General features: G+C 37.7%; 15 protein-coding genes. 7 read left to right on the top strand and 8 right to left on the bottom strand.

Going from position 1 to position 20,394, the window contains the following annotated elements; translation table 11 throughout:
* The first annotated feature begins 74 nt into the window (after nt 1–74).
* Nucleotides 75–1,424, top strand: a complete 1,350-nt coding sequence (locus tag IQ236_RS04560; RefSeq protein ID WP_193868165.1) for a DNA methyltransferase — start codon at nt 75–77, stop codon at nt 1,422–1,424.
* Nucleotides 1,425–1,429: 5 nt separating this feature from the next.
* Complete coding sequence (locus IQ236_RS04555; protein ID WP_193868164.1) at nt 1,430–2,248, top strand: hypothetical protein; 819 nt, start codon at nt 1,430–1,432, stop codon at nt 2,246–2,248.
* Between the two features lie 16 nt (nt 2,249–2,264).
* Here the strand turns inward: IQ236_RS04555 and IQ236_RS04550 are convergent, their stop codons facing one another.
* The 3 genes from IQ236_RS04550 to IQ236_RS04540 all read right to left on the bottom strand — a co-directional run bounded on the left by IQ236_RS04550 (nt 2,265) and on the right by IQ236_RS04540 (nt 3,848).
* Entirely contained in the window at nt 2,265–2,690 is a 426-nt protein-coding gene (locus IQ236_RS04550; protein WP_193868163.1) for a type II toxin-antitoxin system VapC family toxin, read from the bottom strand.
* Nucleotides 2,687–2,944 carry a hypothetical protein gene (locus IQ236_RS04545; protein WP_193868162.1) on the bottom strand — a complete coding sequence of 86 codons (258 nt, stop codon included), beginning with the start codon at nt 2,942–2,944 and terminating at the stop codon, nt 2,687–2,689. Before IQ236_RS04545 ends, IQ236_RS04550 begins: the two co-directional genes overlap by 4 nt.
* An 82-nt stretch (nt 2,945–3,026) precedes the next feature.
* The gene (locus IQ236_RS04540; protein ID WP_193868161.1) at nt 3,027–3,848 is read right to left on the bottom strand and encodes an alpha/beta hydrolase; all 822 of its coding nucleotides are present in this window, start codon (nt 3,846–3,848) and stop codon (nt 3,027–3,029) included.
* Nucleotides 3,849–3,939: 91 nt separating this feature from the next.
* On the opposite strand from IQ236_RS04540, the gene gcvH reads away from it, so the two are divergent.
* The 3 genes from gcvH to IQ236_RS04525 all read left to right on the top strand — a co-directional run bounded on the left by gcvH (nt 3,940) and on the right by IQ236_RS04525 (nt 6,063).
* Nucleotides 3,940–4,329: a glycine cleavage system protein GcvH gene (gene gcvH / locus IQ236_RS04535; RefSeq protein ID WP_193868160.1), complete on the top strand. Its 390-nt coding sequence runs from the start codon at nt 3,940–3,942 to the stop codon at nt 4,327–4,329.
* A 71-nt stretch (nt 4,330–4,400) separates the two neighbouring features.
* Complete coding sequence (locus tag IQ236_RS04530; protein WP_193868159.1) at nt 4,401–4,937, top strand: hypothetical protein; 537 nt, start codon at nt 4,401–4,403, stop codon at nt 4,935–4,937.
* 52 nt (nt 4,938–4,989) lie between these two features.
* Complete coding sequence (locus IQ236_RS04525; protein WP_193868158.1) at nt 4,990–6,063, top strand: class I SAM-dependent methyltransferase; 1,074 nt, start codon at nt 4,990–4,992, stop codon at nt 6,061–6,063.
* Between the two features lie 53 nt (nt 6,064–6,116).
* On the opposite strand, the gene IQ236_RS04520 is transcribed toward IQ236_RS04525, so the two are convergent.
* Entirely contained in the window at nt 6,117–6,710 is a 594-nt protein-coding gene (locus IQ236_RS04520) for an REP-associated tyrosine transposase (RefSeq protein ID WP_193868157.1), read from the bottom strand.
* A 258-nt stretch (nt 6,711–6,968) separates the two neighbouring features.
* Nucleotides 6,969–7,877 (bottom strand): GUN4 domain-containing protein, encoded by a 909-nt coding sequence (locus IQ236_RS04515; RefSeq protein ID WP_228041419.1) that lies wholly within the window; start codon nt 7,875–7,877, stop codon nt 6,969–6,971.
* Nucleotides 7,878–8,112: 235 nt separating this feature from the next.
* Here IQ236_RS04515 and IQ236_RS04510 point away from each other — a divergent pair, with 235 nt between their 5' ends.
* Together IQ236_RS04510 and IQ236_RS04505 are read left to right on the top strand one after the other, a co-directional pair.
* Nucleotides 8,113–9,642 (top strand): ATP-binding protein, encoded by a 1,530-nt coding sequence (locus tag IQ236_RS04510; RefSeq protein ID WP_193868156.1) that lies wholly within the window; start codon nt 8,113–8,115, stop codon nt 9,640–9,642.
* Between the two features lie 57 nt (nt 9,643–9,699).
* Nucleotides 9,700–12,546, top strand: a complete 2,847-nt coding sequence (locus IQ236_RS04505) for a beta strand repeat-containing protein (protein ID WP_193868155.1) — start codon at nt 9,700–9,702, stop codon at nt 12,544–12,546.
* Here the strand turns inward: IQ236_RS04505 and IQ236_RS04500 are convergent.
* Genes IQ236_RS04500 through IQ236_RS04490 form a run of 3 tightly spaced genes read right to left on the bottom strand, consistent with a single transcriptional unit; the run spans nt 12,494 to nt 20,394 of the window.
* Nucleotides 12,494–14,233 carry an ATP-binding protein gene (locus IQ236_RS04500; protein WP_193868154.1) on the bottom strand — a complete coding sequence of 580 codons (1,740 nt, stop codon included), beginning with the start codon at nt 14,231–14,233 and terminating at the stop codon, nt 12,494–12,496. The two genes, IQ236_RS04505 and IQ236_RS04500, sit on opposite strands and share 53 nt — an antisense overlap.
* Nucleotides 14,230–15,243: an ABC transporter substrate-binding protein gene (locus IQ236_RS04495; protein ID WP_193868153.1), complete on the bottom strand. Its 1,014-nt coding sequence runs from the start codon at nt 15,241–15,243 to the stop codon at nt 14,230–14,232. Before IQ236_RS04495 ends, IQ236_RS04500 begins: the two co-directional genes overlap by 4 nt.
* A gap of 3 nt (nt 15,244–15,246) precedes the next feature.
* Nucleotides 15,247–20,394: a PAS domain S-box protein gene (locus tag IQ236_RS04490; protein WP_193868152.1), complete on the bottom strand. Its 5,148-nt coding sequence runs from the start codon at nt 20,392–20,394 to the stop codon at nt 15,247–15,249.

Below are 20,394 nucleotides of genomic sequence, written 5' to 3'. Positions count from 1 at the left end.
AATATTGATGAACGGTGTCATCATATAAAAATCTTATGATATAATGGCATTCATGTTGTGTAAATATTAAATACATGAAACAGCTTTCCTTATTTCCTGAAGAACAAAATCAATTTGATTCTGATGTCTTAGATTCATCTAGTTGGGGAACATTTAAAGACAGCTTAAAAGCTCCTATTCATAGCTGGTTTACCTATCCAGCCGGATTTTCTTATAAAGCTGTTGAATCCAGTATAAAACAATATGAAATTAAACCATTAGAAGTGATATATGATCCCTTTATGGGTTCCGGTACAACTAATGTTGTTGCCAAAAAATTAGGCATTAGTTCTTATGGGTGTGATGCTCATCCTTTTGTTTTCAGAATAGCGCAAGCAAAATTAAACTGGAATCTAGGAATAACAGAAGTTACACAATCCATGAAAACTATTTTTTCATGGATTCATGAAAATCAAAAAAAAATTAAAGAAACAGCTATCCTAAAAGAAATTTTTCCTGAATTGGTTTTAAAGTGTTATGATCCAGAAAGTTTGGTTGATTTATTGTTGATTCGAGACAGCTTGTTTAATTCTGAAATCGATCAGAAAATAAAAGAATTATTACTGGTATCTTTGACTAATGTACTGAGACAGGTTTCTACTGCTGCCACAGGATGGCCATATATTGCTCCTAATAAAATTAAAACAACATCTCATAATAAGGATGTATTTTCAGAATTTCAAATCAATAGCTATAAAATGGTTAAAGATATAGAAATTATGCTAAGAGAAGTTGATAAAAACTATCTTTTATCTGAACATAATTTGTTTAATATAGACTCCAGAAATACTAAAAATTTTATTCAAGAAAATACTATAGATCACATATTTACTTCTCCTCCGTACTTAAATAATTTTGACTATGCCGATAGAACTCGATTAGAAATGTATTTTTTCGGTTATGCCAAAAACTGGGCAGATCTCACTGAACAAGTCAGAAAAAAATTAATGACTTCTGCTACTACACAGACATCAAGAAGTGATGAGCGATATATTCTTTCGCAAGACATAAAATATGATGCACCTAAAACCTATGATTTTCTTGATTCAGCCATAGAAAAATTAGGGATAATTCGTTTAAATAAAGGAGGAAAGAAAAATTATGATTTAGTTGTTGCTGGATATTTTAATGATATTTTTGAAGTCTTAAAAGATTGCTACCGTGTTTTAAAACCAGGAAAAAAAGCTATTTTTGTATTGGGAGATTCTGCACCCTATGGAGTTCACATCCCGACAGATGAATTTATAGGAGAATTAGGAGTTGCTATAGGGTTTTCTAGCTATAGAATTAATATTTTAAGGCAAAGAGGTGAGAAGTGGAAAAAAAATCCTCAACGGCATACTGAAAAATTAAGAGAATCTATTGTTACCTTAATTAAGGAATAAAAAAGATGAATAATATGAATATACAAAATCCAGGAAGTGCATTAGGTGAAGCCATTGGAGCCGAACTAGAAAAAGCGCTGAATAGTTTTTTGAGACAGGTTGCAGAGCAGGAAGGATACCACTTTGTTAGTAAAGGAGTAGGAACAACAAAGCAGGGAAATTCTAGGAAAGTATTAGTGATGTATGATCTATTTGGGACAGAGTATAAAATTGATGCTGTCATTGCTAATCATGCAATGCAACCTATTATTTTATTTGAATCTAAATATCTTCGCTATACAAAACATAATCGGGATAAAGGCAGTTGGATTTGCAATACTCACTCTGCATTAAGAAGAAGATATTCGAGCATCAGAAGTTCAATTGCTGTATTGGCAGGAAACTGGACAAGGACTTCTTTAGCTATGATGACAAGCTATAATATTAATGTATTTATGATTCCCTTTCAACTCATTTGTGAATTACTCCAGGAACATAATATTGAATTTGACTGGAGAGAAAAAGATAGAAATATAGCTGCCCAATCTTGGATTGAATATAATAGCCTAAGTCTGGATGAAAAAACTAGAATTGGAAGAGAAATGATGGCTCCTATTCAAAGCAACCTTGAACAAAGTGTGTTAAATATTTTAGATGATTCTATCATTAGAGAGGTTAATAAAATTTCTATTGAACTTCATTCAAATTTAGGAGAGGTTAAAAGATATGAATTTAAAACTATTAGTGATGCCATTGAATTTATGAGCCTAGATGATTTAACTGAAGCATTTCTGATTACTGATTCTTTAACTTTATTTGATCCTCCTCCAAATTTAACTGCTTAAAATTATATAGATGATATCACTGAGGCAAAAACACTCGTTCAAAAGGTTGTTTTCGATAACGTCGATAGACATCAAAATCGCTATCTAGGGTAGCAATTCCAGATATATTCAATCGCTCAGAAATAGCGATTAGGGTTAAATCTGCAAAATCTCCAGGCAAATCGGCATACTGAGTATTGAGTTCAGCAATTCGCAAAAAGTCTTCAGGAAGGAGAGGAACACATTCATAAAGTTCTTTAGCAACATCTAGTAGGAATTCGTTTTGGGTTGGGTAGGAAGAACTCAGCAGCCACATCACCTCCGTAATACAGCTTGAGGTTGTCAACAATCGACTGGTACAGCTTTCAAAAAAAGTACAAACTTGTTGATGATAATAGTCAGAGGCGCTATAGTACGCAAACAAAATACCGCTATCGATGAGGATGAGGGAATGGTGTTTCATGGATGGCGGTTTTGGAGATAGGTGGCGATTTGCCGTTTACGATTAGCTCGTTCTGATAAATCAGGAGGAGCATTTTCTAACAAATATTGAGGGTGTCCTCCTCGTCTTTCAACAATAGTTTTACCAAGTTGTAAGGTTAACCAATGCTGTCTAATTAAGCGTTTAATTAGATCGGTTTGATTCGTATTGGGGTGATGATTTAGGAGTTCAGCTAATTGCTGTTCTGTTTCTGGATCTAATTCTAAGGTCAGCATGATCAATATTTTTTAACAGATTGGATCAATTATAGCATAAATTAATCCAATAGCTGGTTAAGGAAACTCCCCATATAAAAATTTAATTTTTAATAATTTGGATAAACTCTTTTAATTTTTGTTCATAGCGATCGCCTGCAACTTCAATAACATTATTATGATCAGCCCCTTCAACCCAAAAAGACAATTTAGGAGTATTGACGGCTGCAAATAAACGTTGTCCATGACTAAATGGAATCACTTGATCAACGGTTCCATGAATCACTAAAACGGGAGCTTTAACGAAAGGAATTTTGCTAAGATTAGCAAACCGATCAAAAGGATATAAAGGAAAGTCTATTTTAACTCGAAAGGTACTCATAAATGTACTTTCCAGAACTAAACCCCCCACCGGTTGACGGGACGCTAAATCGACTGATGGCCCCCCACCCACAGAACGGCCATAAACAATAATCTGATTAGGGGGAATCTTTAATTGTTGTGTAAGATAATTATAAGCAGCATCAATCGCTTGATAACTTCCCTGTTCTGAGGGTTTGCCTTCACTGGTTCCATAGCCGGGATAATCATAAGCAAAAACAGCAAATCCCATCTGACGAAATCGTTCCAATAAAAAGCGATTATTCCCTAAATCTTCAGCATTTCCATGACTGTAGAGAATCGTGTATTTTGCTTTTGAGTTCGGTAAAGATAACGCGGTGATCTTCACATCCTTGACTGTTTTTAGGGTTAAGAATTCTGGAGTTTGTACATAACTCGAAGGTTGAGGAACAAAAATCAAACGTTCTGAGTAGAAATAAGCCCAAGCCCCAACAGCGACATAGAGAATTATCAGAAAACGGATCATTCGTTTTAGGGAAAACTCACCAATAACAAAGCGTTTGATCAAAGTCTGGCGGTTCATGATGACTTTCAGAGGGCAAACCTGTTTTGATTCTAATTTTGTAGTTTAATAGGTTTGGTGAACAATGAATAGAGTTAATCGATTGTGAGGAATGACTATGGCAGACTGTCCTAACGACCTCAGATATACAGATGATCATGAATATGTCAGACTTGATGGGGACATTGCCACTATTGGCATCACTGAGTATGCTGTGAATCAACTCGGAGATATCGTCTTTGTGGAATTACCTCGTGTAGGAACTGAGGTTTCTCAAGGTAAAGAATTGGGAACCATTGAGTCTGTGAAAGCGGTAGCCGAATTTTATGCACCCATCGGGGGTACAGTGATGGAATGCAATACAACCCTTGAAGAGTCCCCTGAGTTGATATCAGATGATCCCTATGGAGAGGGATGGTTCGTTAAAATTCGAGTTAATAATTCCATCGAGTTAGAGAAGATCTTGTCTGCTGAGGAATATCAAAACTACCTCAGAGAATAAAGACGCTTAACAGCATTTTGGGTTTTGGGTGTCATCAAAATCTTGATTAAACAGTTTATCAAACAATATCTATGTTGAATTTATCCCCCCTATCGGTTCCCGAAAATATCACGTTTGAGCAAGCCATTGAAATTACTCAAACCTTACTCGATAAAATTGAAGAAAAACAGTTATTTGAGGCTGAAATTGAAACGATAATTGCTCAGTTGGTGACAACTCAAAATGGGGCTAGGGGATTTTTTGTCACCTATTTAACTGATCCTCGCCCCTTTTGTAATCAACCTACAGATGCTGTTATCCACGCTCTGCAAAAATCACCCGAAATTGTATCAGAATTACTGGTGAAAAATGTAGCCATGTCGGCAGCAATGGCTGTATATCATCGTCGGCATCATAACACTGAAATGGAAAGCAGTTCTCAACGAGTTTCTCAACGGTCTTCTAATTTAATTCAACGGTTGAAGTTTCCCCAGTTGCGATCGCGGGTTCAACAACTTTTTGATAGTGCGAAAACTGGAGAAGGAACCTATCAAGAATTTTTAGATCGTTGGGGATATGATGCAGAACAACAAGATGTGATCGCCGAAGTCTTGCAACCTTTATTATAAACTGTTTAAGAACGAGATAACCTCACCTTATTTAACTCGCCCTCAAATCGATATGACTCTAACACAATCCCTTAAAACCCTAGGCTGTTTAGGAGATGTTACCCTAGAAGCTGATCATGCTCGTTTGAAAGGATGGATCACCTCTATTCAAGGAGAACCCATAGACCAGTTTAAACTGATTATTGGGAATCAAGAAATTACTAATTTTAAACTGGAAAAAAATCTCCCTAGTCCTGATGTTCAAAAGCTGTTTCCGACTTTACCCAATTCTGATCAAGCTCGATTTTTTATTTATATCCCTTTAGACAAAATTGCCCCCAATCAATTTAATACTTTAGTGCAGTTAATTCCTATTGTAAAGGGAGAAGAAGGAGAAATTTTATTTAATTTATTAGAATCAACCCTTCCCGTTCCTGAAAAAGAAGATCGCTTAGGCGTGGGTGGAAGTTTTAAATTTGTGGCTTGTGATTTCTTAGGTCATTTTGTCAATAAAGCGCAATTAAAACCCCACGAATCGATTTTAGATGCGGGATGTGGAGTCGGACGCATGGCTTATTCTCTCAGCTATTATTTAGATGATACCGCCCGTTATGAAGGGTTTGATATTGTGGAAAAATGGATTAACTGGAGTCAATCTGTTATTCATGAACATCGACCGAATTTTAACTTTCAATGGGCAAATATTTATAATAAACGCTATAATACAGAAGGAACAATTAAAGTAGAAGACTATTCTTTTCCCTATCTAAATGAACAATTTGATTTTGTTTTCCTAACCTCTGTGTTTACCCATTTATATGCGAATGCAGTTCAAAATTATCTGCAAGAAGTTTATCGTGTTCTTAAACCCGGAGGACGGTGTTTATGTACATTCTTTTTATTAAATGAAGAATCAGAAGCGTTAATAAAAGCCGGGAAAAGTTCTCAAAACTTAATCCATGAAATAGAAGGGTCTTTTTGTTCAGATTTAGACATTCCTGAAGCATCAATGGGTCATCGGGAATCCTCTGTTATGCAGTGGATTAAAGCATTAGGATTGACCGTTTCAGCTAAATATAATGGCTTATGGTGTGGAAGAAATTTTGGAACTAACTACCAAGATATGTTAATTCTAAAAAAACCGTAGTAAGCCGTAGTAAGCCCTTCAGGGCTTTCTTTCTTCCTTTCTTTCTTCCCCCCTCAATCATCCCAATCTTTCCCATAATCCTTAACAGGATATTGAACCCAAGCATCCCGTAACCATTGGCGACCATAATCTTCCAGATACCAATGAATACTACTTTCTTCCCAATCATAAGCAGATTGAACATAATCATGTTTAACAGGATTAAAATGGAGATAATTTAAAATTTGATAATAATGTTGATCATTGCGAACCATCCGGTCTGAAAAACGATACCAAATCTTCCGTTTTTTAACTTGATCTTCTAAGTTCCAGTAGCGAGAAGTTCTCCCATGAATCGTATTAAATAAACGGCTGAGTTCTGCAAATTTATCAACATAGACCAATAAATGATAATGATTGGGAAGAATCACCCAAGCCCGAATATCAAAACCCGTATTAATAAACTGTTCAAAAATTAAATTTAATAATTCTTGACGACGATATGGCGTTGAAATATAAGGTTGATGTTCATAACAAGCAACGGTTAATAAATAAAAGGCTTCAATCTGAATAGGATGGGGAGGTGAGTGAGGCGGAAATCCTTTCGCTAACCGTTGTTTAACCAATTCTTTTCGTTGTTCAGGCGTGAGTTTACGATATTCATACATCAAAAAGTAGTAAGCCCTTTAGGGCTTCCTCCTATATTTTAAGGTTTTAGGGAATTTAGCCCTGAAGGGCATCAAAAAGTAGTAAGCCCTTTAGGGCTTCCTCCTATATTTTAAGGTTTTAGGGAATTTAGCCCTGAAGGGCATCAAAAAGTAGTAAGCCCTTTAGGGCTTCCTCCTATATTTTAAGGTTTTAGGGAATTCAGCCCTGAAGGGCTTACTACTATTATTTTAAGCCCTGAAGGGCTTACTACTATTATTTTAAGCCCTGAAGGGCTTACTACAAATAGATAGGCGGGAAAAAAATGAGAATAAATTTTCATCGGGGGTTGTAGCCCCAACACCGTAACACGCTCGTTTTCGCCAAGCAATAATCGGTAAATGTCCTAGGGGTGCATTTAAGGTAAAATTTAATTCCTCATAATAACTCCAACTGTCTCCCACTCGCCAACCGACTTGCTCACAAAATTTTGTATAATCTCCGTCTAAATTATAGAAAATTTGCCATTGACAAGTTAAACTAAATAATCCATGACTATAATAGTCCCAAAGCCAGTTTAAAGTGTTTAAATCCGTACAAGGAAACTGTTCAATATCTTCAACCCTTAACCATTTTTCGGCTTCCCGTTCTCCAATATATAAAATTAATTGCCAAGTATATTCATCTGCTGTTTTCCAATCTCCCTTTGCTAATAATTCAATTAGGGAACTATAATCTATTCCAACTTCTGATAAGGGAAATGTAGAAGTGATATTAGAATCTAAATCTGTAACAGAGGCAAAGGCTTGATTGAGAGATAATTCAGAATTTAACGGTTTTAAATAGTGTAAAATCCAATCTAACAAATTTTGTAAATGTTGTCGTTCTAGCGTCGCTTGTTGCAGTTGAAGTTCCAAACTTTCTAAGCGAGGTAAAATATCAGCAAAAGTTAATCTTTTTTTTGACGATGAACGAGTTTTTTTTTGAGAAAGTTTAAGAGTTTGTAAACTTTCCCATGTTTTTTTTGCCCAATCTAAACGCTTTTGTTCCTGTTCTAAATCTCGATTAAATTGTAAATCCCATCCACAGACTAAACAAGCTTCGGGAATTGGTTTTTCATAGGGAGAGTTACAGACGGGACATTGAAAGCTCATGGAATCAATCCGGTAAAGTTGGTGGTATGTTAACATTTCATACAATCTGCACTCCACCGTCGCGACTTTACGCCCCTGTTTCCTGTCTTTTGATCATAATATTGTATGATTGAACTATGCGGGGTAATCTTTAGGGAATGTTAGGGCAAGCCAGTTAAAAGAAACGATAAATTATACCTCTTTTGAAGCGGTTCGTTGTCCACTCCCATCTTTAAGTTATGTTTCAAAGGCAATCAATTGTCAAGTTTGCCGATCCATTGGGGGACAATAAATGATGCACAAGTCTGACTTAACCACTGTTTTAATTATTGATAATCACTTCCAAGACCTCCAGACTGTATTGAATTTATTCAGCCCAGGAGAGGTTGATTTATTGTTTTTAAATCCGGTGGAAGCAGATCTAAAGTCAGTGATATTTTCTCTCCCCGATTTGATTTTTATCGCCGTTGACAAGCTGGATGAAAAACAATTGTGGTTTTGTGAACAGTTGAATATATCCGATCTAACTCAACATATTCCCATTATTTGGATTACAGACAATCCTGACAAAGACTCTTTTAATAAAGCTTTAAGTGTAGGAATTATTGATTATCTCTCCACCCATTTAGAAAAAGATGAGTTATTTCTGAAAGTCAAAAGCTATTGTAAAATGGCTAAAGAGCGAAAAGCCCTCCTAAAAACCTATGAATTATTAGAAGAAGAATTAACCAGCCAAACCCAGCAGAATCAGGAGTTAAAAGAAATTAATAATAAATTAGAGGTAAAAGTTGAATGTTATTGTCAAGAATTGGCTCAAGCGCAGGATAAATTAAAACAAGAAATTACAGAATCCCAAAAAACCAAAACAGCTTTAGAAGAATCTTTAAGCCAAATTAAAGTTATTCAAAATCAATTAGTAAATAGCGAAAAAATGTCAGCATTAGGGCAAATGTTAGCCGGAATTGCCCATGAAATTAATAATCCGGTTAATTTTATTTATGGAAATTTAGGGTATGTTCAAGAATATATTGATGATATTTTAAAGGTTTTTGAACTGTATCAACAGTATTATCCGCAACCTAATCCTACCATTCAAGAACAAGCGGAAGCCGTGGAATTAGATTTTATTTTGGAAGATTTGCCCAAAATGTTAGAATCGATGCAAGTGGGAGCAGAACGCATTCGAGAAATTGTTTTAAGTTTACGCAGTTTTGCCCGTCAGGATGGCTCGAAAATGAAAGCGATTAATCTTCATGAAGGAATTGATAACACCTTAATGATTTTACAAAATCGCTTAAAATCTAAACCGGATCATCCTGCCATTCGTGTGATTAAAGAATATAGTCCTGCTTTGCCTTTAGTCGAATGTTACGGGGGAGAAATGAATCAAGTTTTTATGAATATTCTAGCCAATGCCATTGATGCCATTGAAGAAAATAGTCAACACAAAACTTTAGAAGAACTTAAAGTTAATCCGAATACAATTTGGATTAAAACCGATATTATTAATGATCATAATATTTCGATTACCATTCAGGATAATGCCGGGGGAATGGCAGAGGATATTATTCATCATTTATTTGAACCTTTTTTTACTACAAAACCCGTTGGTAAAGGCACAGGAATTGGTTTATCGATTAGTCAACATATTGTAGTAGAAAAACATAACGGAAGTTTACGCTGTATTTCCACCCCAGGAGAAGGAACAGAATTTATTATAGAAATTCCCATCACTCAGGAACTGCCAACTCCCAAGAATATAGCCGGGAATACAGAGGAAAAAAGTTCACGATTTCGGTTTGAGCATCAGTCTTTGTCTTAAGGATTATAACAACCGCTAAGAAATAAAAATTTTAAAACTAAATTAAAAGGATTAAACATGAATAATCATCTTAAAAATTATAAATTTTTGCCCAAAATACGATTAATTTTATTGACATTTTCTTTGATTTATGCTGGAAATTTTCAAAAAGCGATCGCCCAAATCATACCCGATCAAACCTTACCCCAAAATTCCCTTGTCACCCCCGATGGTAATATCATGAAGATTGAAGGGGGAACCCAAAACGGAATCAATTTATTTCATAGTTTCCAAGAGTTTTCTATTCCCGAAGGCAGTGCCGCCTTTTTCAATAACTCTGTTACTATTCAAAATATTATTAGTCGGGTTACGGGCCATAATATTTCTAACATACAAGGATTAATTCAAGCCAATGGAACTGCCAATTTATTTCTAATTAATCCCAATGGCATTTTATTCGGCCCGAATGCTCAACTCAATATTGGAGGTTCCTTTACAGCCAGTACCGCCAATAGTATTATTTTTGATAATGGCAGTGAATTTAGCGCCATAAATCCCGCAGCACCGCCTTTATTAACCGTTAACGTTCCCATTGGGTTACAGATGGGAAATCAACCGGGTTCCATCACCAATCAATCCCAAGGATTAGGCATTGGAATAGATGGAAAAGCAGCCAATACAGGATTACAAGTACAACCCGGTCAAAATATTCGTTTAATTGGTGGAGATGTCATTTTAAATCAAGGAAATCTCACTGCTTTTGGCGGTAAAATAGAATTAGCCGCCTTAAAAAATAGCACTTGGTCTTTACAACCTGCAAATTATGTCTTTACCTCCCCTGATTTTCAATTAGGTTCAATTCGACTGTTTCGCCAAAGCCAAATTGATAGCAGTGGAGCCGGAGGAGGGTTAATTGTCCTGCAAGGGGGAGACGTTTCTTTAACCGATGGTTCCCGGATTCTTTCTAACACCTATGATTCTCTCAATGGAGGCGGCATTAAAATTCAAGCCGAACAATTCCGCTTAGATAATCGAGCGTTTATCTCCTCATCAACCCTCGCTACAGGGAATGCAGGTGATATTAATATTACTGCTAAAAATTCCATTGATTTAGTCGGAACTCGCCCTCAATTTTTTTTACAACAATTAGTATCAGAAAAGTTCAATCCCCAAAGCCTTGCTGATGGTATTTTTAGCCTGAGTTTGGGCACAGGTACCGCCGGAACAGTTACCCTCGATACTGCCCAATTGCAAATCATGAATGGGGCCGGAATTTTAACACCCACTTTGGGGAGTGGGTCAGGCGGAAATATTACCTTGTTAGCCTCTCGGTTCGCTGATATTACCCAAGGTTCACTGGTGATTACCGGAACTGTGAGTACGGGAAACGCCGGAGAGATTAATATTTTTACTCCCCAATTACGCCTATTACAAGATTCCCATATTGTTACCAGTCCAGGGCTCTCTGGGGCTGGCAAAGGAGGAGATCTTAACCTCAATGCCGATACCGTAGAAGTTGGGGGTGTGAGTGCTGGTGTCGTCGTCCCGACGGGATTATTTACCGCTACCTTGGGAACCGGAAGTGCTGGAGATCTCACCGTTAACGCTCGTCAACTTACCGTCGCCGAGGGGGCGCAAGTCTCTGCATCGGCGGCGGGGGCGGGGAAAGGGGGCAATTTAACGGTAAATGCGGAGTCAGTACAACTGCGGGGAGTGTCGGAGGATGGACGGTTTTTGAGTGGGTTATTAACTTCTTCTTCCCTGTTAACGGTCGAGGGACAAAAAGGAACAGCCGCCGCTGGGGATTTAACCGTTAATACCCAACGGTTAGTGGTACAGGATGGTGCCCAAATTTCCGCAGCCACCGGAGGAGAAGGGTCGGCGGGAAATTTAACCTTAAATGCTTCGGAATCTATTGATGTCGTTGGGTTTGCCACTAATATTGATCAATCCGTTGAATCGGTTTCCTTTGGGAAAGTTGGCGATGGAATTGTGCCGAGTTCCATTGAATCTAATACCAGTGGGGCGGGAAGTGCGGGAGATTTGCGGATTAATACCGGACGGTTAACGGTACGAAATGGAGCGGAAATTGGGGTGCGAGGAACCAATGCAGGGGCGGCGGGTAACTTAGAAATTCAAGCGGGTAAGATTCTATTGGATAATGAAGGAACCATCAGTGCTGCAACAGTTGCGGGTACGGGGGGAAATATTCGCGCCACAGCGCAAAGCGTTGAACTGCGGCGGGGGAGTCAAATTACCACCAATGCTGGAAACGCTGACGGGGGAAATATTACCTTGGGGACTTCGGATTTAGTCGCTTTAGAAAATAGTGATATTACGGCGAATGCGGAAGCGGGAAAAGGCGGACAGGTGATTATTAATGCTCAAGGGGTTTTTGGCACACAATTTCGAGAATTTCAAACCCCCCAAAGTGATATTACCGCCACCAGTGAGTTAGGGGCCGAGTTTAGCGGGGCGGTGGAAATTAGTAGTCCAGAAGTTGACCCTAGTGCGGGGTTAGTGGAGTTACCGACCAATTTAGTAGACCCCACCACCTTAATTGCAACCCGATGTTCGGGAAATGAGGGGAATCAATTTGTGATTACCGGACGGGGAGGTTTACCGCCAAGTCCCAATGATGCGTTAACCTCTGAACCGACTGTCATGAATTGGATTAATCTCGTAGAGACGCGCCATGGCGCGTCTCTACCGGGGGCTATGGGCGCGTCTCTACCGGGGGCTATGGGGGCGTCTCTACCGGGAACTGTAAAAACAACCCCTAACCCCCCAATTCAAGAAGCCCAAGGATGGATTGTTAGGGCGCATGGGGTGATAGAATTAGTCACCAATCCCCCCCAAGGGACACCACAGCCTACAGGTGTGTTACCGCCTCAGTGTTCGACATTATCGATAACGGTAAGGTGATCACAAAGGTACTCCCCTCTCCAATTTGAGAGGTACACAACAGTTGACCTTGATGTTTTTCCACCACAATTTGATAACTAATGGCTAATCCCATTCCGGTTCCTTGACCGACGGGTTTTGTCGTAAAAAAGGGTTCAAAAATTCGGTTTCTCACGGTTTCAGACATTCCTAAACCATTATCGGAAATCTGAATTTTTACCCAGGTTTTGTGTTCGGAGTCAATCAGGGTTTCAGTCTGAATTAAAATTTGAGGAGGCGTTGAAGTTCGGACTTTGCAAAACTCATTGTCTTGAACCGAGCCTAACGCATCAATGGCATTAATTAAAATATTCATAAATACTTGATTAAGTTGACCTGCATAACAGTTAATTAAGGGAATATTGCCATAATTTTTAATGACTTTAATTTCTGGGCGAGAAGATTGTGCCTTGAGACGATGTTTTAAAATCATCAAGGTATTATCAATATTTTCATGCAAATCAACCGTTTTTAGATCGGCTTCATCTAACCGAGAAAATGAACGTAAGGATTGAACAATATCCGCAATTCGTTGACTACCAACCCGCATCGAATCAAAGATTTTCTGGAGGTCAGATTCCAGAAATTCTAAATCTAAATCATCGATTTCGGCTTGAATTTCAGGGAGAGGTTGGGGATAATAAGTTTGATACAGGGAAATTAAATGGAGTAAACTATCGGTATATTCTTTGGCATAAGTAATATTTCCAAAAATAAAACTAACCGGGTTATTAATTTCATGGGCAATTCCGGCAACCAGTTGTCCTAAACTGGACATTTTTTCACTTTGTAATAATTGAGTTTGGGTTTGTTTTAATTGCGTTAAAGCCGTTTCTAATGCGGTAGCTTTTTCTTGTAATTCGAGTTGAGACTGTTGTAAATCATAGGTATCCTGTTCGATTTTTTCAGCCATTTGATCAAAAGCATAAGAAATTTTTGCTAATTCATCAGATCCGGGTAAACGGCTGCGATCGCTTAAATTTCCCTGAGCTAAATTTTGGCTGACTAAGACTAACCGCGAGACTCGTTTCGTTAAACTCAATTCAAAAAATAACCAAACTAACAAACAAACGCCTAAGACTACAGCATTCATTTTTAGAGATCGATTTAAAGCATCTTGATAAGCGACTTTTTTGAGTTGAGTTAGGTCATAAATGGATAAAAAAGTTCCAAATCTCGACCGCAATTCATTCGGCTTAGGAGGCAGTATAACGGGAGTAATCAATTTTAACGATTGTCGATTATCCGACCAAATCTTTTGTTGTATTTGGGTTTGTTGAACCTGTTTAATCTGGGGGTAAAGATAAGCTAAATTAGTATCTTTTATAGCTTGTTTTTGTAAATTATAGTGAGTGGAAAAGATAATAATATTATTTTCATCCAGAAATGCAGATAATTCTAAATTCGGTTGTTCTCCTGTTTCCCCAATAATGATTTTTGCCCCATCTAAACTGCTAGTATAACTGGTGAATCGGCGTAAAATAAATTCTAATAACTGCACGGTTTTTTCACTATAAAAATCCGCCTGGTGATAAATTTCAGTTTCCTGATATTCATAGGTTTTTTTTACCTCTGTCATGAACCCATATAAACCCAGTCCACTACCCAAAAAGAGTAATAAACTAGGAATAGCGACTCGCAGAGGGATAGTAAAAGCCAAACGTTTCATGGATTAGATTTATAAAATTGAGTCACAAAACGCTGATCCAACAAAGATGAAAATTGGATATCTGAGTTGAGCAGTTTTTTTTCCTGCATTAATTTAGACAAGTTTTGGGACGCCTTCACCAAACTTGGATCAGTTTGGGAGAGGAGTGTTTGATTTTCAACCGGAGTAAAGAATTTTAGGAGTTTCAGAGAAGATAAAAATTCTTTCGGTGTAATTCCCACCCGTTCTGCCATGATTTGAGCAGCACTCTCTGGTTGTTGTTTCAGATAATCTAAAGCCATAAACCAACCTCGAATTAACTGTTCTAAATCTTTTGAGTGTGTTTCTATAATATCCTGACGCACCACCAACACATCAACGATTTCACCCGGAATCTTACTACTATCAAATAAAACTTTAGCTCCCGTTGCTATTAACTTAGATCGAACCGGTTCAAAGGTAACAACGGCATCAATTTCACCCTGTTTAAAGGCAGCTTCATGTTCCGAATACCCTAAAGAAACAATTTTAATATCTTGCACTGAAAGCCCCACTTGATCAAGTGCCCGACTTAACAGATAAGCTCCTAATGCTGTATTTTCCACCCCGACTTTTTTTCCTTTAATGTCCGATAAGGTATTTAACTGCGGTTTTCCCAGGATAACATCTGCACCATTGGATAAATCAACCAGCAGAATCACCCGAATTTGAGGAAAGGTTTCGGCTAATAGTAATGTTTCATCAAGACTAATTGCTCCTGCTTGTAAATTCCCACCGCGAATGGCGCGATTAATTTCTGTTGTGGAAGGATAATCTACAATTTTAATCGAACTATTTTGATAGTAACCTAACTCCTTGGCTAAATATAAAGGAGCGAACCCCGGCCACTCATTACTCCCGACAAATAGAGGGGTTGTAGGTGGTTGAAAACAACTGGCTAAGATTCCCAAACCCAGACAAAGCAAAATCCCGATTAAAAAGAAATAGATTCGCTTTCGAGTTTTTCCCAGGTGAATATTGTGATAATTCATGAATTAATTCCTGTGATAATCATGGATCAGACTCTGAATTAACTGAACTAATTGTCGCAGTTGTACAGGTTTAGGAAGATATTCATTCGCCCCTGCGGCTAAACATTGTTCTCGATCGCCCTGCATAGCTAAAGCTGTTAATGCAATAATGGGAAGGGTTGTGAGTTGAGGATCAAGCCGAATTTGGCGCATCGCTTCTAAACCGTCCATTTCTGGCATAGAAATATCCATCAAAATCACTTGCGGTTGCAGACTCCGAGCTTTTTGAATGGCTTCAATTCCATTAAAGGCTATTTCCACATCAAATCCTTTGGCTTGTAAATAATTGAGTAAGGTATGAATATTATCAGAATTATCTTCAGCCAGTAGAATTAAAGGACGTTTTAATCCCTGAGAAGCTATCCCAGAAAAAGGTAAGCGATCTAACGGTTCGCTGGCTGTTAATCGGGGTGTTTCTCTCCACGATACACGAGTCCAAGGCAGTGTCACCGTAAAACAACTTCCCTGTCCTAATTGACTGTCAATCTTCACCGTCCCTCCGTGCATTTCGACGAGTTTTTTAACTAAAACTAATCCTAAACCTGTTCCTTCATAACGTCGAGATAAACGACTATCAATTTGAACAAAAGCTTCAAACAATTGATCTTGATCATCCTGACCAATGCCAATACCATTATCAATCACAGAAAAACTCACCGTTTGTTCGTCGAGATCTCCTCGAACTTCCAGTCTCACCCGTCCACCTTCGGGGGTAAATTTTACGGCATTATTGAGTAAATTAATTAACACCTGACGGATTCGTCGTTCATCAACATTGAGGGCTTCTGTTACATCTTCAATTTGATAACTGAGGCGAATATTTTTTTGATGGGCTTGTTGTTTAACAAAGCTTAAACTGTGTTGACAAAGTTCATTAACGGACACGGGAGAACAGTCTAAGCCTAATTTTCCCGCTTCAATTTTAGAGAGATCGAGAATATCATTAATCAGTTCTAGTAAGTGTTTCCCATTGCGGTAAATCATCTCTAAAGCTTGATTTTGTTTATCATTTAATTCCCCAAAGGTTCCTTCTTGCAAAACTTCTGACATTCCTAAAATTGAGTTGAGTGGAGTTCGGAGTTCATGACTCATATTGGCTAGAAATTCATCTTTAAGACGGGATGCACGAGCAAGTTGAGCGTTGGCGATCGCTAATTGTTCATTGGTTTGTCGCAGTTGAATTTCAGCATTTTTCCGTTCCCGGAGAGCCGCTTGGCGTTCACTAATATCTTGACAAACACAAATATAATCCCCGTCCTCTGTCAACGTCAAGGACACTTCTTGATTAAAGGTTGTGCCATCTTTTCTTAAAGCAATAGTTTCTCCCCGCCAAAATTTTTGTTGGGTTAAAATTGGTAAGATCTGATTTTCAAACCATTCTACGACATCGGGGGTGTAAAGCAGTCGCCAACTTTTCCCTAATAATTCATCAGGATGACGATAACCAAAAAGCTCTAAGTGAGCATTATTAACATAAATATATTTTTCATTTTTGAGAATGGAAATTCCATCAATGGAAGCTTCTACTGCCGCTAATTGACGTTTTAAATTGTTTTCGGCTTGTTTATGTAAACGTTCAGTTCGATCGGCTTCAATAATATTACTACAAGTTGCTAAGAAAGGCTGTAAATAATCAATCAGTTCTTGGTCATACCCTCCGGGTCGATTTGCGATCGCCACCACACCCAATAATTCCTTATGGGTATAAAAGGGTAGACCCAAAAAACTATTTAGAGTCAGATGATTTTCGTCGGGTAAACATTCTGGGTGTCTTGTGTTGCTTAGAATTGAATGATTAATAATAACGGGTTTTCCCGCTAAAATGACGGTACAAAAAAAGGCTTTTATATTAAAATATTCAGCTTGTTTTGTCCCCTCCTCAACACAGTTGCACTCTAGGCTGCATACAGTAGGAGTCATGGGATGGATTTCTAAATGGGGATTTCCTTGTTTTTTCAGATAATAGTCTTCGAGATAACTTTCTCCATTAGAGCCAGAGAATACTTCTGCCATAAACCCATACTGACTTTGGGTTAATTTTAAGATTGAAGATAGCAAATTTTCCAAGAGAAGATGGGAATCTCCATTGGTAATAAATTGAGCTTGAGCATGGCTAATGGCTTCTAAAATTTGATTACTTTCATATAAGTCTAATTCGGTTTGTTTGCGATCAGTTATATTTTGAGCGACCCCTAAAATCTGTTGAACTTTTCCATTTGGATCTCGTTTAAAAACAGTTGCATGACTAGAAAACCATAGCCATTCCCCATTCTGATGCTGAATTCGATACTCAATATAACTCACCTCTCGATCATTGAGTTTAGCTGTTTTTTGAAGATGTTTGTACACCGCTTTTTGATCATCAGGATGAAAAATTCTTAAGAAATGATCACCCATGACCGAGAGGTCTAGGGGAGTGTATCCTAAAATGGGAGTTAAGGATCGACTATTATAAATACTGCGTTTTTCTTCTAAATCATAAATATATAAAATATTCGGACTACTATCGGCAATACTTTCAATAAATTGTTCTCGTTCTCGAATCGTTTTTACTAATTGAGCTTGTTCTAATGCCACACCCACTTGATCGGCAATTTCGCGCATCAATTCCAGTTCAAATTCTGTCCATTGTCGCTGGTAAGTACACTGATGAGCAATCATAAATCCCCACAAATAATGATTTTTTAAAATCGGAACAATCAGTTTGGCTTTAACACACCATTCCTGCAAAAAATTAACTAAACAAGGTGTTACCTCTTGATAGGTTTGATGAATATCAGCAATTGCTTTTACCGTTCCATGATCATACAGTTGTTGATATTCGGGGGGAAAAACTTCTTCAGGAAAATCAACACTCAAAACAGAACGCCATCCGGGTAATACACTTTCTGCGATCGCCCGTCCTGTGCCATTAGAAAACACCCGATAAATTAAGAGGCGATCACACCCTAAAATCTTTTGAACTTCGGTGACAGTGGTTTGTAAAATTTGTTCAATATCTAAAGATTGACGAATTTTTAAAGCGATTTCTGCAAATAAACGAGATTTGCGTTCTTGACGTTCTAATTTAGCGGTTCGATCTCGAATTCGGGTTTCTAATTCTTGATTTAAAATTCTTAATTCTTGTTCGACTTTCTGGCGTTCTTCTAGTTCCGTTTGTACCGCTTGATATAATTGAGATTGTTGAATTCCTAGAGACAGTTGAACGGCAATTTCATCTAATAATTCTAATTCCGTTGGATACCAATTCCGAGGGGAAAAACATTGATGAGCAATTAATAACCCCCAAAGCACAGTTCCGTTTTCTCTATTTTTGTTGGGAATTAAAATGGGAACAACGAGATTTGCTTTAACATCAAATCGCTCTAAAAGTTGTTTATGACATTCTGTTATTTCAGCCGTCTCAATATTGTTAATTAAGCTTTTTTTACCTTGAAAGTAAGGTGAAATTTTTCCAGTTTTAAAACAAGTATCTTCTAAATAAATTCCCAAGCTAGGAGTTAAACCTTCAGCAATAGATTCCGCTACAATAGTGCCATTCCATTTCGCATCAAATTGATACACTAAAACCCGATCACAATTGAGAATGGCGCGAATATCAACGACGGCATTATTCAGAATATTGGTTAACTTCAACGATTGACGAATATGGAGTGCCGTTTGGTAAAATAGCCGTTCCCGTTGTACCTGCTGCTGTAATTTCTGTTCTGCTTGTTTGCGTTCACTAATATCAAAACTAATCCCGATTAAACCGATTGGATTTCCCGCTTGATCTCGAATTAACGTATCAAAAACATGAATAGGCACTGTGCTACCATCTTTGCGGGAAATGGTAAATTCTCCTTCCCAGTATCCTTGATGTTGAACTTCTTTAACAATTTCTTCGGCTAAATTTTTATAATCTACCGGAATAAAAAAATTAATAATATTATTTCCCAGAGCTTCTTCCCTTTTCCACTGATATAACAGTTCAGCATATTGATTCCAATAGATGATTTTACCCTGGAAATCTGTGGCAATAATGGCATTTCTGACTTGATCTAACAAAGAAGCTTGAAAAGCAATTTTAGCTTCAATTAAACTCCGATTTTTGATCTCGCTTTGCAATTTTTGATTCGCAATTCTTAAGGCTTCTGTGCGTTTGTGAATTTTTTCTTCTAGTTTGGTATTTTGACTTTGGAGTAACTGAAGTTTATCCGCTTCTAATTGATTAACTTTCTGCTTTAAAACATCCACCATCTGTAATAAATCAAGGGGATTAATCGCTTTTAAAATACTGCTGGGCGTAATAATTCCAATCAGTTCACCACGATCGCCTACAATTGGGATTCGATTAATATAGCGTTGCTGCATCAACACATGAGCCCCTAATAAACTATCATGGGGGTGGAGGCAAAAAACGGGGCAACTCATGACAACTTGAGCTTCTAAATTCCAATTTAAACCCAAGGCTTGAAACCTGAGAATATCTCCTTCTGTCAATAAACCAACAGGAATATTTAAGGATTCTTCATTACAGATTTTTTCCTCAACTAAAACAATACAACTCACCTGAGCAGCGCTCATTAATTCAGCCAGTTCTAATAAAGAAGTTGTCGTCGGTGCTTGCACAACGGTTGTTGTCATCACCTCTTCAATAATTCTGAGTTTTAATAAATCCGTTGGTTCTAGGGAATGTCTTAGATCTCGATGGGTGAGTAAACCGACCAATTTTCCCTCAGAATCTACTAAAGGTAAATGACGGATTTGATGGTGTTGTAATAAGTTTAAAGTTGCATTCAGATGGGTCAATTTACTGTGTTCGAGAGTAATCACAGGTTGACTCATCACTTCACCAACACTGAAATTTTCAATCTTGATTTTTTGAGCAATCAAGCGAACAATATCTCGATGGGTTAATATTCCCACAGGTCGGTTATTTTCAATCACAATTAAACAGGTGTTCGCGGAATTCAACCCCAAGGAATCAAACGTTAAGGAACAAGTGGTTTGAGATTGGTTGACGAGGGCGATCGCATCTATTAATCTAGTCTGTGGTTTCACCGTCAGAGGATTGGGAATAATGGCTTTTTGCAGAGGTAAAATAAAAAGGCTATCAGAATCGCTAGACAT

This window comes from Planktothrix mougeotii LEGE 06226, assembly GCF_015207485.1.
Lineage (GTDB): Bacteria > Cyanobacteriota > Cyanobacteriia > Cyanobacteriales > Microcoleaceae > Planktothrix.
The sequence above is the reverse complement of the archived record's forward strand: the minus strand, read 5'-3'. Positions and strand labels throughout refer to the sequence as shown.